Annotated in this window: 11 protein-coding genes; 4 read left to right on the forward strand and 7 right to left on the reverse strand. The window is 74.2% G+C overall.

The window, feature by feature from the left end:
* Positions 1-5: 5 nt before the first annotated feature.
* The 5 genes from ACFYM6_RS17610 to ACFYM6_RS17630 all read right to left on the reverse strand — a co-directional run bounded on the left by ACFYM6_RS17610 (position 6) and on the right by ACFYM6_RS17630 (position 7,265).
* The gene (locus ACFYM6_RS17610) at positions 6-863 is read right to left on the reverse strand and encodes a spermidine synthase (protein WP_387276626.1); all 858 of its coding nucleotides are present in this window, start codon (positions 861-863) and stop codon (positions 6-8) included.
* Positions 863-1,822, reverse strand: a complete 960-nt coding sequence (locus tag ACFYM6_RS17615; protein ID WP_357433265.1) for a hypothetical protein — start codon at positions 1,820-1,822, stop codon at positions 863-865. The genes ACFYM6_RS17610 and ACFYM6_RS17615 overlap by 1 nt, the downstream gene beginning before the upstream one ends.
* Positions 1,819-4,293 carry an AAA family ATPase gene (locus ACFYM6_RS17620; protein WP_387276628.1) on the reverse strand — a complete coding sequence of 825 codons (2,475 nt, stop codon included), beginning with the start codon at positions 4,291-4,293 and terminating at the stop codon, positions 1,819-1,821. Before ACFYM6_RS17620 ends, ACFYM6_RS17615 begins: the two co-directional genes overlap by 4 nt.
* Positions 4,293-5,441, reverse strand: coding sequence for an exonuclease SbcCD subunit D (locus tag ACFYM6_RS17625; RefSeq protein WP_387276630.1), 1,149 nt, complete (start codon positions 5,439-5,441; stop codon positions 4,293-4,295). The genes ACFYM6_RS17620 and ACFYM6_RS17625 overlap by 1 nt, the downstream gene beginning before the upstream one ends.
* A 75-nt stretch (positions 5,442-5,516) precedes the next feature.
* A complete protein-coding gene (locus ACFYM6_RS17630; protein ID WP_387276632.1) occupies positions 5,517-7,265 on the reverse strand; it encodes an ATP-binding protein in 1,749 nt (582 codons plus the stop codon).
* A 133-nt stretch (positions 7,266-7,398) separates the two neighbouring features.
* On the opposite strand from ACFYM6_RS17630, the gene ACFYM6_RS17635 reads away from it, so the two are divergent.
* Entirely contained in the window at positions 7,399-9,126 is a 1,728-nt protein-coding gene (locus ACFYM6_RS17635; RefSeq protein WP_387276634.1) for a hypothetical protein, read from the forward strand.
* Here ACFYM6_RS17635 and ACFYM6_RS17640 read toward each other — a convergent pair.
* Entirely contained in the window at positions 9,056-9,529 is a 474-nt protein-coding gene (locus ACFYM6_RS17640; protein WP_387276636.1) for a hypothetical protein, read from the reverse strand. The two genes, ACFYM6_RS17635 and ACFYM6_RS17640, sit on opposite strands and share 71 nt — an antisense overlap.
* Before the next feature lie 287 nt (positions 9,530-9,816).
* On the opposite strand from ACFYM6_RS17640, the gene ACFYM6_RS17645 reads away from it, so the two are divergent.
* A complete protein-coding gene (locus tag ACFYM6_RS17645) occupies positions 9,817-11,349 on the forward strand; it encodes a M4 family metallopeptidase (RefSeq protein ID WP_387276638.1) in 1,533 nt (510 codons plus the stop codon).
* A 198-nt stretch (positions 11,350-11,547) separates the two neighbouring features.
* Here ACFYM6_RS17645 and ACFYM6_RS17650 read toward each other — a convergent pair whose 3' ends face one another.
* On the reverse strand, positions 11,548-12,333 hold the full coding sequence (locus tag ACFYM6_RS17650; protein ID WP_387276640.1) for a pyrimidine reductase family protein: 786 nt from the start codon (positions 12,331-12,333) through the stop codon (positions 11,548-11,550).
* 150 nt (positions 12,334-12,483) lie between these two features.
* Between ACFYM6_RS17650 and ACFYM6_RS17655 the strand changes: the two genes are divergently transcribed.
* Entirely contained in the window at positions 12,484-13,029 is a 546-nt protein-coding gene (locus tag ACFYM6_RS17655) for a plasmid pRiA4b ORF-3 family protein (RefSeq protein ID WP_387276642.1), read from the forward strand.
* A 288-nt stretch (positions 13,030-13,317) separates the two neighbouring features.
* Positions 13,318-14,631, forward strand: coding sequence for an extracellular solute-binding protein (locus ACFYM6_RS17660; RefSeq protein WP_387276643.1), 1,314 nt, complete (start codon positions 13,318-13,320; stop codon positions 14,629-14,631).
* Positions 14,632-14,781: the final 150 nt, after the last annotated feature.

Below are 14,781 nucleotides of genomic sequence, written 5' to 3' on the forward strand. Positions count from 1 at the left end.
ACGGCTCAGCGGCGCACGGAAAAAATTCCGGGCGGCGGCGGAGCGGAATCCCGGGCGTCGGCGTCCCGCACCACCGCAGCGCCCCCGGCGAACCGGTCCAGCTCGTCGCCCGCCAGCACCCGACCCGGGAACCAGTCGCCGGCGGCGCGCCGGGACAGCTCCGCCACCGGCGGGTCGACCCGCGACGCGACCAGCACCAGGTTGCCGTAGCGGCGCCCCCGCAGCACCGCCGCGTCGCTGACCAGACAGGCCCGGGGCAGCACCGCACGAACCGTGGCGACCTGGGCGCGGGCGTGCCGCAGCGGCGGGCCGTCGGCGATGTTCGCCAGATAGAAACCGCCCGGACGGAGCACCCGGGCCACCTCGGCGGCGTACTCCACCGAGGTCAGGTGGGCCGGGGTGCGGGCACCGGCGAAGACGTCCGCCACCACCAGGTCGTAGCTGGCCTCCCGGCTGGCGGTGAGGGTGGCCCGGGCGTCCGCCACCCGTACCCGCAGCCGGGCGTCGGCGGGCCACGGCAGCGCCCGGCGGACCAGCTCCACCAGCGCGCCGTCCACCTCGGACACCCGCTGCGTCGAACCCGGACGGGTGGCCGAGACGTACCGGGGCAGGGTCAGCGCGCCCCCGCCCAGGTGCAGCACCCGCAGCGGGGTGCCGGCCGGTGCGACCAGGTCGATCGCGGCGGCCAGCCGCCGGACGTACTCGAACTCCAGGTGGGTCGGATCCGCCAGGTCCACATGGGACTGCGGCGCGCCGTCGAGCAGCAGCATCCAGGAACCCGGCCGGTCCGGGTCGGGCACCAGCTCGGCCTGCCCGGTGTCGACCTGCTCGACCACCCGGTCCGCGCCGCGTCGCCGGCCCATCAGCGGCGGATCCCCCGGGCGGCCGCGGTCAGCACCCGGTGCAGCAGGCGGGCGTCGCCGAGCAGCCCGCGCAGCCGGCGCTCCAGGCCGGCGATCGGGATCAGGTTCTGCGGTGCCCGCGGATCCTTGTACGGGGTGGAGGCGAACCGGGGCAGGGTGACCAGGGCGAGGTCGGCCAGCTCGATCGCCTCGGCCGGGGTCAGCTCGGCGGAACACTCCATCCGGACGATGCCCGCCCAGGGCGCGCCCCCGGCCACCGGCAGCCGCAGATACCAGGAATAGCCGCCCCACGCGGTCTCCAGCCGGAACACCGGGCAGCGCTGCCCCGGGGCCAACCCGGTGACCACCGCGGTCAGCCGCGCGTCCAGGTACTGGCTGTGCTGCGTCTTGATGTAGCCCAGGGTGCGCGGCAGGTGCCGGCGGCTGCGCAGCGGGCCGTCCACCACCAGCAGGTCACCATCGGTACGCGCGGCGTCGGAGACCGCCACCTCCAGCGCCGTCAGCGGGGCCTGCACCGCGGCCGGCAGCTTGCTCAGCTCACCGGTGCCGCCGACCCGGTGCACCGGGTAACGGATCTGCCCGGCCACCACGTCCTGGGCGGAGGGGCTGGCGGTGAACAGGCCCCGGCCCACCTGCGCCCCGGCCAGCTCCGCCGCGCCGCGCTCCAGGTCGCAGCGCACCACCCCGGCGGCGTACGAGGCGGCGATGCCCGGGAACGAGCCGCCGTCGTCCTCGGCCGTCCAGACGCTCGCGTCGATCCGGCGTACCCCGTCGACCAGCAGCACCACGTCCGGGGCGAGCACGTCCCGTCGGGCGTCGATCGCCCGCCAGTCCGTCGCCGGCAGCTCGACGCCGACATCGACCTGGGCGCTGCTCGGCGCCGCCGGTCCGCCCCCGCCGGCCGCCTCGAACGACGCCCCGTACGCCGGATCCCACGCGTCGACGTAGAACCGCGTCACAGGCCCGTCCGTTCCACCCGGGCGGTGCGGGCGTCCTTGCGGACCTCGAAGCGGACCGGGATCCGCTCGGCGAGGGCCGGCACGTGGGTGACCACGCCGACCATCCGGTCGCCCCGGGCGGCCAGATTTTCCAGGGTGGCGGCGACCGTGTCCAGGGTGGCCGCGTCCAGCGTGCCGAAGCCCTCGTCCAGGACGATCGACTCCAGGCTGGCCGCGCTGGTGGACATCCCGGCGAGCTGCTCCGACAGCGCCAGCGCCAGGGCCAGTGACGCCTGGAACGTCTCCCCGCCGGAGAGGGTCCGCACCCCGCGCCGCAGCCCGGCGTCGTGGTGGTCGACCACGAAGAACTCGCCCTTGTCGTGCACCAGGTCGTACTGGCCGTTGGAGAGCTCCCGCAGGATCCGTGACGCGCCGTCGACCAGCAGGTCCAGCGCCTCGGCCAGCAGCCATCGCTCGAAGTTGTTGGCTCGCAGGTGCCCGGCGAGGGCCCGCGCCACCCGGGCCTCCCGCTCGTGACCGGCCCGCTGCTCGTGCAGCTCGGCGGCCTGCTCGCGCCGCTCGGTCAGCCGGCGCAGCTCCGCCTCGGCACGCTCGACCGCCACCGCGGCGTCCCGCCGTGGATCGTCGGCCACGGCCAGTCCGGCCGCGGTGAAGAGCTCGCCGATCCGCTCCTCGACCTCGGCCGCGGCGGCCTCGGCCGCGCCGACCGAAGCGGCCAGCCCGTCCCGGTCGGCGCGCCGCCGCTCGGCCTGCTCACCGGCCCAGCCGGCGAGCGCCGTCCACGCCACGGCCACGTCGTCGCGGTCGGCGGCCGGCGGGCCGAACCGGGCCAGCCCGTCCCGCGTCGTGTCGAAGTCCCGCCAGGCGCGGCGCAGCCGCTCCTCCGCGCCGTCGAGCGCGCCCCGGGCCCGGCGGGCGGCGTCCCGTCCGGCGCGGACCGCGCCGGCGGCCTCCTCCAGGGCGCGGCGTAGCCGGGCGTGCTCGTCCAGCGCCTCCCGCAGCGCGGCCGGCGCGGCGGCGTCGGCGAGCTGGTCGTCCAGCTCGGTCAGCCGGGTCCGCAGCTGGTCGTGCTCGGCGCGGGCGCGCAGCAGCACCCGGTCCAGCTCACGGGCGGCGGCGTCGCGTTCCTGCACCGACCGCTTGGCGGCCTCGCTGGCCGCCCGGGCCGCCTTGCCGGCCGCGATCGCCTGGGCCACCGCCGATCCGGCCGGCACCGCCGGCACCCGGGGCACGGCCTGCTCGCAGACCGGGCACGGGCCGCCCTCGACCAGGTGCGCGCGCAGCGCCACGGCCTGGTCGGTGGCCTTCGCCTCCTCGTGCGCCCGGAACGCCGCGTCCAGCTCCGCCTCGGCCCGCTCGGCGGCGGCCCGGGCCTCCGCCAGGGCACCGACCGCCGCGTCGTGCTCGGTCTGCGCCGCGGCCACCGCCGCGCGGACCGCTGCCACCTGGCCGGTCAGCTTCTCCCGGTCGGCGTGCGCCTTGAGCAGCAGCCGCAGCGCGCTCTCGTCGCCGGCCGCGGCCAGCTCGCCGCGCAGCTTCTCCTCCCGCTCCTCGGCGAGCCCGACGGCCGTGGCGGCCTCGTCGGCCGCGACCCGCGCCGCCGACACCGCCCGGGCCAGCTCGGCGATCCCGTCCGGCGGCCGCACTCCGGCCAGCACGGCCAGCTCCGCGTCCCGCTCGGCCAGCGCCGCCGTCTGCTCGCGCGCTGTCGCCCGGGCCCGGTCCAGCTCGGGTACGGCCACCGCGACCGCCTCCGCCAGCCCGCCCATCCGGTCGACCCGCTGCCGCGCGCCGGCCAGCGTCTCGTCGTCGACGTCGGCGAGGCCGCCGAGCAGCTTGTCGACCGTCTCCAGCTTCGCCTCGGCCTGCCCGGCGCGCTCGGTGGCCTTCTTCTGCACCTCCTCGTAGATGCCGAGGCCGAGCAGGTTGACCAGGATCTGCTGCCGGGTGGCCGGCTTGGCGTGCAGGAAGTCGGCGAACTGCCCCTGCGGCAGCACCACGCAGCTGGTGAACTGCTCGTACGGCAGCCCGACCGCGTCCAGCACCGCCTGCTCCATCTCGGCGGGGGTGCCGGCTACCACCTCGCCCAGGTCCTCCGGGCTGAGCCCGGTGTCGAGCTTGGTGACGTCGAACCCGGCCGGCATCAGCTGCAGCCCGGCGTTGGCGGTCTTCACGGTGCCCCGGCCGTCCCGGCGCACCACCCGGGTGGCCACGTACCGGTCACCGGCGGACTCGAAGACCAGCCGGACCCGGGCCTCGTTCGCCGACGGGGCGAGCGCGTTGGCCAGCCCCCGGGCGCCGCCCCAGCGGGGCACGGTGCCGTAGAGGGCGAAGCAGATCGCGTCGAGCACCGTCGACTTTCCGGAGCCGGTCGGCCCGACCAGCGCGAAGAAGTCCGCGTCGGTGAAGTCGACGGTGGTCTCCTCGCGGAAGACGGTGAACCCGGCCATGTCCAGCCGTATCGGCCGCATCAGTGATCGATCCCCTCGAGCAGCTCGTCGAAGAGTTCCTGGACGCCGTCGTCGCCGTGGCCCCGGCTGCTCAGGTAGTCGGCGAAGAGCTCCCGCGGCGAGCGGCCGGCGCGCTGGGCGGTGCGGGTGGCGCTGCCGGGGGCCGGCATCAGCTCCGGGTCGATCCGGATCTCCAGCGCCCGGGGCAGCAGCTCCTGCACCTCCTCCCGCAGGCCGGCGCGGGGCTGCTCGCGGACGTAGACCCGCAGCCAGCCGTCGGGCGGGTCGAGCTCGGCGAGCTGGGCCAGGGTGCCCCGGACGGTCCGCAGCGGCACCGCCCCCGGCACGGGCACCTCGCGGATCTGGGCGGCGGTCGTCGCGGTCACCTCGACCAGCGTCACCGAACCCACGTTCTCCTGCTCCCCGAAGTCGACGGCGAGCGGGCTGCCGCTGTAGCGGATCGGGCAGGGCCCGATGACCCGCTGTGAGCGGTGCAGGTGGCCCAGCGCCACGTAGTGCGCGTTGCCGGGGAAGACCGTGGCCGGCACCGCGTAGCCCAGGACGGTGTGCGCGTCCCGCTCGCCGCCGCCGGTGCTCGCCCCGACCACGGTCAGGTGCGCGGTGACCAGGTGCACCCGGTCCGGCTCGGTGAAGCCGTCGGCCAGCCGGGCGAGCACCCGCCCGAGGTGGTCGGCGTACGTCTGGTTGGCCTCGGCGGCGGTCAGCTCGTACATCTCCACGGCACGGACCGCGTAGCGCTGGGACAGGAAGGGCAGCGCGGCCAACCGCCAGCGCTCGCCGCCGGCGGTGACGCCGTCGATGACGTGCTCGGCCGGATTGTCCCGGACGCTGCCCCGCAGGGTGATGCCGGCGGCCTCGGCCCAGGGCCGCAGCGCGTCCAGAGCCGCCCCGTTGTCGTGGTTGCCGCCGATCGCCACCACGTCCGCCCCGGTGCGCCGCAGCGCGGTCAGCGCCCGGGTCACCAGCCGGGTCGCCTCGGGGGTGGGCGCGGCGGTGTCGTACAGGTCGCCGGCCACGATGACCAGGTCGGGCCGCTCGACCCGGGCGATCTCGATCACCTGGGCGAGCACCTGCTTGTGCTCGTCGGCGCGGGACTGCCCCTTGAGGACCTTGCCGACGTGCCAGTCGGAGGTGTGCAGGATCTTCACCGTGCCAACCTTTCGTTCGCGACTGCGAGGCTCCGCCGCGCTGCGCTCCTCGCGCTCACCGGTCGCTCACGCCTTTTAGAACGGGATGTCGTCGTCGGAGGTGCCGGAGCCCACCACCGCGAACGGGTCGGCCGCCTGGGTGATCGAGCGCAGTGTCTCCGACGGCGCGCGGCCGGCCTCGGAGACCCTGGTGGCCCAGGCCGGGAAGGGGAACTCCAGGCAGAGCGGGACCGGGATGTCGGGCTGGTTGACGAACATGGTGCCCGGCTTGGCCAGCAGGGCCCGCTGCCGCTGGGCGGGCGGGAGGAAGCCGTATTCCGGGCGGGACGCCTCGGCCGGGTCGAGCCGGCCGACCACCCGGATCGCCGAGTTGGTCACGATCCGCCGCTCCACCTCGCTGGCGGTCTGCTGCGCGCCGACCAGGATCACCCCGAGTGAGCGGCCCCGCTCGGCGATGTCGAGCAGCACCTCCTTGATCGGGGAGGAGCCCTCGCGTGGGGCGTACTTGTTGAGCTCGTCGAGGACGACGAAGAGCAGCGGCTTGGCGGTGCCGGCCTTCTCCTTGCGCTCGAACTCGCTCTTGAGCGTCACGCCCACCACGAAGCGCTGCGCCCGGTCCGGCAGGTTGTGCAGGTCGACCACGGTGACCTGGGCGCTCTCCGCGGTGTTGATCGAGTGCGGGCGGCGGGTGGCCAGGTCGCCCCGGATCAGCCGGCCGAGGTCCTTCTTGCTGCCGATCAGCCGGCGGGCGAACGCGTTGACCGTGCCCAGGCCGACCGCGCTGCCCGCCCAGTCGCCCCGGGTCTCGTCGTCGTTGAGCTGCTCGACGATGTGGTCGACCAGGTCGACGTACGAGCCGAGCCGGACCCCGTCGATGCTCACCCCGCCGTCGGCGGGCTGGGCGTACCGGGCCAGGTGGGCGGCGACCGAGTGGACCACCATCGTGTACTGCTGCCGCTCGTCGTCGGCGTCGGCGAAGACGTAGGGCAGCAGCCGGTCGGCGCAGAACTCGCTCAGCGTCCAGTAGAAGCTGTCCACGCCGGTGAGCCGGCTGCTCACGTCCGGCGTGCCGGAGGAGTCACCGACTCGGGGCGGCGCGTACACCCGCACGTCGGGGAAGGCGCCGGCGGCCAGCCCGAGCTTCGCGTACCCGGCCCGGGTGTCGTCGTCGAGCCGGGCGTTCGGGTGGTCGAGGAAGAGCAGGTCCTCGCCCTTGACGTTGAAGATCAGCGCCTTGGCGTTGACCGCGTCGCCGCCGAGCACGCCCGAGCGGAAGACCGAGTAGAGCAGGAAGGTGGCGAAGCTGGTCTTGGTGGCCACCCCGGAGATGCCGGAGATGGAGACGTGTGCGCCCCGGGTGCCGTCGAGGAAGTCGGCGTTGAGGTAGACCGGCACGCCGTCGCGGCCCATGCCCATCGGGATGCGCCGCTCCATCCGGTCGAAGTGCAGCGCCCGGGCCCGGGCGTCGCCCTCGGCCCGGTGCACCACCGCACCCGGGGTGGGCGGCACGTAGAACTCGGGGTCGACCCGGGTGGTGGTGATTTCGGCCGCCTCCTGCACCTGGGCGGGGAGCGTGCCGTCGGCGATGGCGAAGACGTCGGAGTCGAACTGCGCGCCCTCGTGTCGGGCCCGCACCTGGGTGACCACGCCGGCGATGGTCACCGGCTCCCGGTCGGGCAGCTCGCGGCGGGTGACCACCACGTCGTCGAGCTGCAGGTAGCTGCCGGGGGAGACGGCGGTCCAGAAGGTGAGTGGGGTGGCGTCGGCGGTGCCGAGCACCCGGCCGACCCCGTCGCCGGGGCCGTCGAGCAGGTCGTCGGTCATCGGCGGTCTCCGGTCGGCTGGTCGTCCCGTTCGCGGCGCACGAGGTGCATCCTGCCCGAGGGATGCGACAGGTTGCCACGCGACGCGGCGGACGCCACGGCCCGCGTCCGCCGAGCTTGCCCAGCGGGGTCGAATGGCCACGGACGGTATGCCTCTCCGTGCGATTCCATCCCACCGGCGACTGATCCGCGAGATCCTCAGGAGGCCGGGGGAGCGGGGAGTGGACGTGGGATCGACACGGCGCCGGGTGGTCGCGCTGCTCGTGCTCGCCGCGCTGCCGCCGATGCTCGAGGGCGGGCTGCTGATGGCGCTCGGCTTCCACGCCGCCCGGGGACTCGCGCCGCAGGCCACCGCCGTCTGGCCCTACGACTCGTACCACGACCTGCGCTGGCTGCTGGTGTACCACGACTCGTGGGGCGCCTTCCTGCTCGGGCTGGTGACGGTCACGGTGGCCCGCGGGATGCTCTCCGCCGGGCTGACCGCGCTGGCCTGGCCGGCCGGCGCGGCGCGTCCCGCCTGGAATTGGCTGGTCCGGCGCAACCTGTCGGTTGCGGTGCTGGCCGCGCTGGTCATCTCGCCGTGGGCCGCGCTCTCGGTCGCCTTCTCCGCGGTGTCGCTCTCCTGGTACCTGTTCGGCTCGCTGGTCCCGATGCTGGTGCTCGCCCCCTTCCTGGCCCGGGCCGGCGTGGCCGCCGGCTGGTGGCGCGGGCTGCCCACGATCGAGCTGTTCGGCTGGTCGTCGCTGAACTTCCTGCTGCTGACCCTGGCCGGCGCGCTGATCTCCAGCGTCCCGGGCTGGTGGGCGGTCGGGGTGGCCGCGCTGACCGGGGTGGCCAACGGGCTGCTGTGGCGGCGGGCGGTGGCCGCCGCCGTGCTGCCGGCCCGGGTCCGGCTGCCCCGGCTCCCGGTCGCTCCGATCGCGATCGGGCTGGCCGTGGTGGGGGCGGTCTGGGCCGAGGCGCTGGTCGGGATCGCCGGAGGTGGCCGGCACGGCCCGTGGATGCCCCCGATCCTCAGCGACCGGCTGTCCGACCGGGTGCCGTACGCGATCATCGTCCTCAGCGGGCACGATTCGGGCTGGGACGGCGAGCCGGCCGCCGATCCCCGGGTCGAGCGCTTCTCCTACCGGGGCCTGGACGCGCAGAGCCGGCCGCTGCCGTACCCGCCGGAGGCGACCCACCGGTCGCTCGACTCCAGCAGCGCGCTGCTCGCCGCGCAGGTGGACGCGCTGCACCACCGCACCGGCCGGCCGATCGCCCTGTTCGGCAACAGCGAGGGTTCCATGGTGGCGCGCACCTACCTGGAGCGGCTGCCCCGTGGCCCGGTCAGCGCCGTGGTGATGTTCAGCCCGCTGGTCCAGGCGGGGCGGACCTACTACCCGCCGCCGGGGCACGAGGGCTGGGGGGTCGCGGCGGGCTGGGAGCTGCGGGTGCTGTTCTGGCTCGCGAATCTCCCCCGGCCGATCAAGGACCATCCCGACGAGCCGTTCGTCCGCTCGGTGCTGGTCGACGCGCCGTTCTATCGCAACCGGATCCTCTGCCCGGTGCCGGGGGTCCGGATGATCGCTTTCCTGCCCACGGTCAGCGCCGCCGAGGCGCCACCCGGTGAGTACAGCCGGATCCCGGTCTATCAGGAGCCGGCGTTCCACGGCGGCCTGATCGGGCGGCGGGCGGTGGAGGACCGGGTGGAGGCCTTCCTGGCCGGCGAGCCGGTGGCGCAGCCCCGCCGGGAGTACGCGCTGCTCCAGCAGCTGGGCGCCGCCTGGCAGGCGCCCCCGCTGGTCCTCGCGCTCAATCCCCTGTGGTCGGCGACCCGGGAAGGGGATCCGGCGCTGACCGGCCGGGTCTGCGAGCCGCGCTGACCGCACCAGGTCGGGCACCGGCCCGGGCGTGCCGGAACAGCAGGCGCAGGGCCGCACCGTCCAGCGCGACCACCAGCAGCGCCCGGATCGGCGCGTACGGGAAGAGCAGCACGTCGACGACGACGGCCGGTAGCGCGCAGCAGACGGCGAACAGAACGGTGCCGCGCCGCCCGGTGAGCACCAGCAGCCCGGCGAGCGCCACCGCGACGCCGATCGCGACGTGCAGCCAGGCCCACGCGACGATGTCGACCGCGTGCATCCCCTGCGCCGTCCCCGCCACGAACTGGTCGCCGGCGGTGTGCGCCCAGGACGTCAGCACGTCGACCAGCCCCGCCCCGGCCAGCAGGCTGCCGGCGAGCAACGGGCGTCCGGACCCGGCGCGACCCGCTCCCGTGGAGTCCATCGTCCCAGGCTAGGGGCCCGATCCGGCCGGCGTGGCCGGTCGTTCGCACGAACCGGTGGTGAACGGGCCACGAAAGGTCTGGAGAAAAATCTTGGCACCAGGTCGTGACAGGCATGGGTCCCGTGGCGCAAGAATGTGCAACAACGCATCGAGGATCTTTCCTCCGTCGATACCTCGTGCGTCGTCACGTCCGGTCACCACCGGGCGTGCCGATCCGTCGTCCACCGGCGGGTCGCCCGTCGGTCGGTACCCCCCGGACCGGCAGTCCTAGTGAAGGTAGGGACTTCATGCGTCGTAGCACTCTCCTCGGCAGTCTGGCCACAGCCGCGCTGCTGGCGGCCGGCCTGCCCGCCACGGCCTCCGCCGCCCCCGTCTCCACCGACGCGTTCACCCGCGCGGTGGCCCAGCTCCGGGCCCACTCGGGTGGCGCCCTGGTCGCCGACGGCCAGGCGTTCACGCTCCGTAACGTCCAGACCGACGCCGACGGCGCCGAGCACGTCCGGCTCAACCGCTACCAGGACGGCCTGCCGGTCCTCGGTGGCGACACCGTCGTCCACCTGGGCAAGGGCAACACCTGGCGGGGCGCCAGCCACACGCTCGCCGCCGCTCCGACCCGGGGCGCGAAGGCCCGGGTCAGCGCCGCGGCGGCCGGCCGCACCGCACTCGCCGCCTCCACCGCCGCCACCCGCCGGGTCGACGGCAGCCAGCTGGTGTACGACGCCGACGCCGCCGGCACCGCGCTCGCCTACGAGGTCGTGGTGGGCGGCGCGTACGCCGACGGCACGCCGAGCGAGCTGCACGTGCTGGTCGACGCCACCAGCGGCCGGGTCCGCGACTCGTGGGAGGGCGTGCAGCGCGACGGCACCGGCAACACCTTCCACTCCGGCACGGTGACCGTGGGCAGCACCCTCTCCGGCACCACCTACCAGCTCGCCGACGCCACCCGCGGCGGCCACCGGACGTACGACCTGAACGGCGGCACCACCGGCACCGGCACCCTGGTCACCAGCGCCTCGAACGTCTTCGGCGACGGCACCCTGGCCAACCGGCAGACCGCCGCGGCCGACGCCGCGTACGGGGCCCAGATGACCTGGGACTACTACAAGACCACGTTCGGCCGCAACGGCATCCGCAACGACGGCGTCGGCGCGTACAGCCGGGTGCACTACAGCACCAACTACGCCAACGCGTTCTGGCAGGACTCCTGCTTCTGCATGACCTACGGCGACGGCAGCTCCGGTTGGTACCCGCTGACCTCGCTGGACGTGGCCGGTCACGAGATGAGCCACGGCGTCACCAGCAACACCGCCGGCCTGCGCTACAGCGGGGAGTCCGGCGGCCTCAACGAGGCCACCAGCGACATCTTCGGCACCCTGGTGGAGTTCTACGCGAACAACGCCAAGGACCCGGGCGACTACCTGATCGGCGAGAAGCTGCGCACCAGCGGCGCCCCGCTGCGTTACATGGACAAGCCGTCCAAGGACGGCGCGTCCGCCGACTGTTGGAGCCGGTCCGTCGGGCGGCTGGACGTGCACTACTCGTCCGGCGTGGCGAACCACTTCTTCTACCTGCTCGCCGTGGGCAGCGGCTCGTCGTCGTACGGCAACAGCCCGACCTGCAACGGCAGCACCGTGACCGGCATCGGCAACGCCAAGGCCGGCGCGATCTGGTACCGCGCGCTCACCACGTACATGACCTCGCGCACCGACTACGCCGGTGCCCGCACCGCCACCCTGTCGGCCGCGAAGGACCTGTACGGCACCGGCAGCGTCGAGTACAACACCGTGGCCGCCGCCTGGTCGGCCGTCTCCGTCAACTGACCCGCTGAACCGCGGCCGGCGGTCTCCTCCACCGCCGGCCCGGTCCCGCCGCGTCGCCAGGGGCGCGGGCTCGCCCTCCCGGGTATGCCCGCGCCCTTCGCCGTGCCGGGCGGCGCCTACCCGCCTCGCCGATCCGGCGGCATCCGGCCGCCGTGGACCCCACCACCTCGCCGACCCGGGTTGATCAGGTCGGTCGGGTCAGGCGGCGGGGGCGGATCCGGCGGGCGGCGGCTCGCCCGGGTCGCGGGCGTAGCGCAGCATCAGCGCCCCGTCCTCGGCGGCCAGCACGTGGCGCAGCGGCAGGTGACGCGCCGTGCTGCCGGCCCCGGCGGTGATCCGGCCCGGGCCAGCCCCGGCGAGCAGCGGCGCGACGGTGAGGCAGAGTTCGTCGACCAGGTCGGCCGCGGTGAGCGCGCCGAACAGGTACGGACCGCCCTCGCAGAGCAGTTGGCCGAGCCCCCGGCGGCGCAGCTCGGCCAGGCCGGCGGCGAGGTCGACCTGCTCCTGGCCGCACCGCACCAGCTCCGCCACGTCGGTGAGCCCGGGTGGCGGCTCGGCGGCGGCCCGGGTGAGCACCAGCGGCCGGACCGGCGCGTCGGCGAAGGCCGCCTGGGCCGGGTCCAGGTCGAGCGAGCCGGAGACCACCACCAGGGTCGGATATTCGGCCAGGCCGTGCTCCCGGCGCCAGGCCCGGCGCGCCTGGTCGAGCCGGACCGCCCGGTAGCCCTCGTGGCGCAGCGTGCCGGCGGCCACCACCAGCCCGTCGCAGAGCATCCGCAGCAGCCCGAAGACCCGCTTGTCCGGCTCTCCGGAGAGTCCGGCCGAGAACCCGTCGAGCGAAACCGCCCCGTCGGCGCTGGCCACGAAGTTCACCCGCAGGTGGGGCCGGGCGGCGCGGCCGTAGAGGGCGGCCAGTTCCGGGTCGGTCAGCGGCCCGGTCGCGGGTGCCGGCCAGACCCGCGAAATCGGCATCCCGACGGTCATTCGCCGGCCGGACCGGTGACCGGAGGGGTGGGTTCGGGGGTACGGTGCTGGCAGTCGCACCACTTCCGGCCAGGACAGTCGTCGTGCCGCCGCTCCCGGCACGCTCGGCAGATCATGCTGGCAGCCTATGCCGAGGAAGGATGGGACAGCATGTCGCGTCAGATCTTCCAGCTGAAGGTCTCCCTCGCCGGGGTCCGGCCGCCGGTGTGGCGACGGGTGCAGGTTCCCGGCGGTTACACCCTGGACCGGCTGCATCGGGTGGTGCAGCACGCGATGGGCTGGCGCGACTGCCACCTGCACTCGTTCGAGATCGACGGCTGTCAGTACGGCGAACCCGACCCGGACGGCGATCTGGCGCTCCGCGACGAGTTGGACGTCCGGCTGGACGAGGTGTTGGGCAAGGGCAGCCGGTTCCGCTACACCTACGACTTCGGCGACTGGTGGGAGCACGACCTGGTGGTGGAGGACTCCTGCACCGCCGATCCGGACGAGCGTTACCCGTCCTGCCCGGAGGGGGAGCGGGCCTGCCCGCCGGAGAACGTGGGCGGCCCGTCCGGGTACGCCGTCCTGCTGGCCGCGCTCGCCGACCCGGCCCACCCCGAGCACGAGGCGATGCGGGACTGGGTCGCCGACGGGTTCGACCCGGAATCGTTCGACGCCGCCCGGGCCACCACCCTGCTGCGCCGCTTCTGCTGACCCGCTGACCGCACGGCGGCCAGGGCCTGTCTCGGTTTGCCGCACCCTCGACCGGCTCGGTGGGAACCGCCGCCGGTAACAATCTGGGAACGCTCCCATAGCGCTGTTGACACCCCCGAAGCGCATCGGCAAGCTCATGGGAGCGCTCCCGGCGGCGTGTCCCAAGCCACATCGCTCGTCGCGGCGGCGTCCCAGAACCGGAACAACCCCACCGCGTGACCCGCCGGGCCGAGCGGCGGCGCGGGTCAACAACCACCACATGAGTTACCCACCTGAGAGGGGTCAGGGATGAGCGTCATCAGGCACCGGCTCCGAACTGTCGCGGTCGCCGCGCTCGCCGCGGGCGTGGCTCTCGGCAGCACGGCGTGCAGCAAGAAGAGCGAGGACGAGGGGTCGACCGGCGGGGGCGGCCAGGTCAAGCTGGTCCTGCAGACCTTCCAGAACTTCGGCTATGACCAGGCCATCAAGGACTTTGAGGCGGCCAACCCGAACATCAAGGTCGAGCACCAGAAGATGGGCGAGCTGCGCGACTTCCAGCCGAAGCTGGTGCAGTGGCTCGCCGCGGGCAGCGGCGCCGGCGACGTGGTCGGTCTCGAGGAGGGCGTCCTGCTCGGGTACGTCCAGAACCACGACAAGTTCGCCAACCTGCTCGACCTGGGCGCCGGTGAGCTGAACGCCAACTTCCCCGAGTGGAAGTGGAACAACGCCCTGACGCCGGACGGCAAGAAGCTGATCGGCCTCGGCACCGACGTCGGCGGCCTGGCCATGTGCTATCGCAAGGACCTGTTCCAGCAGGCCGGCCTGCCCACGGACCGGGACGAGGTCGCCAAGCGGATCAGCACCTGGCCGGACTACATCGCGCTGGGCAAGGAGTTCAAGGCCAGCGGCAAGGTCAAGGCGGCCTGGCTGGACAGCGCGACCAGCCTGATGCAGCCGTACGTCATGCAGAACTCGGAGACCTTCTTCTTCGACAAGGACAACAAGTTCATCGGCGACACCAACCCGGTGATCAAGCAGACCTGGGACCTGGGCCTGCAGATGGCCGCCGACGGGCTGACCGCCAAGGCGCAGCGGTGGAGCGCCGACTGGGACGCCGCTTTCAAGAACTCCGCGTTCGCCACCCTCCCCTGCCCGGCCTGGATGACCGAGGGCGTCATCGCCCAACGCTCGGGCCCGGCGAACGCCGGCAAGTGGGACATCGCCACGATCCCCGGCGGTGGCGGTAACTGGGGTGGTTCCTACCTCGCCATCCCGGCCCAGACCAAGCACCCGAAGGAGGCGTACCTGCTGGCCAAGTACCTGACCAGCAAGGAGGGGCACCTGGCGGCGTTCAAGGAGGCGGGCGCTATGCCGTCCGACATCGCCGGCCTCGACGACCCGGCGTTCAAGGACAAGACGAGCGACTACTTCAGCGGCGCGCCCACGGGCCAGATCTTCGGTGCGAGCGTCAAGAACATGAAGCCGATCTTCCTCGGCGCCAAGCACCAGCAGATCTGGGAGACCATCGTCGAGCCGCAGATGCAGGCGGCCGAGCGCGGCCAACTCAGTTCGGAAGCCGCCTGGAAGAAGGCGATGGACGAGGCCAGGAAGGCGGCCAGCTGAGTCGCCGGTGACCCGCCGAGCCCGCGGGCGTCCAGGGCCCGCGGACCGGTGGCGGGGGGGGCCCCCCCCCCCCCCGGGGGGGGGGCCCCCCCGCGGGCCCCCCCCCCCCCCCCCCCCCCCCCCCCCCCCACCCGGCCCCAGGGGGGCCGG

The organism is Micromonospora sp. NPDC006431 (genome assembly GCF_042870725.1).
In the GTDB taxonomy this organism is placed as follows: Bacteria; Actinomycetota; Actinomycetes; order Mycobacteriales; family Micromonosporaceae; genus Micromonospora.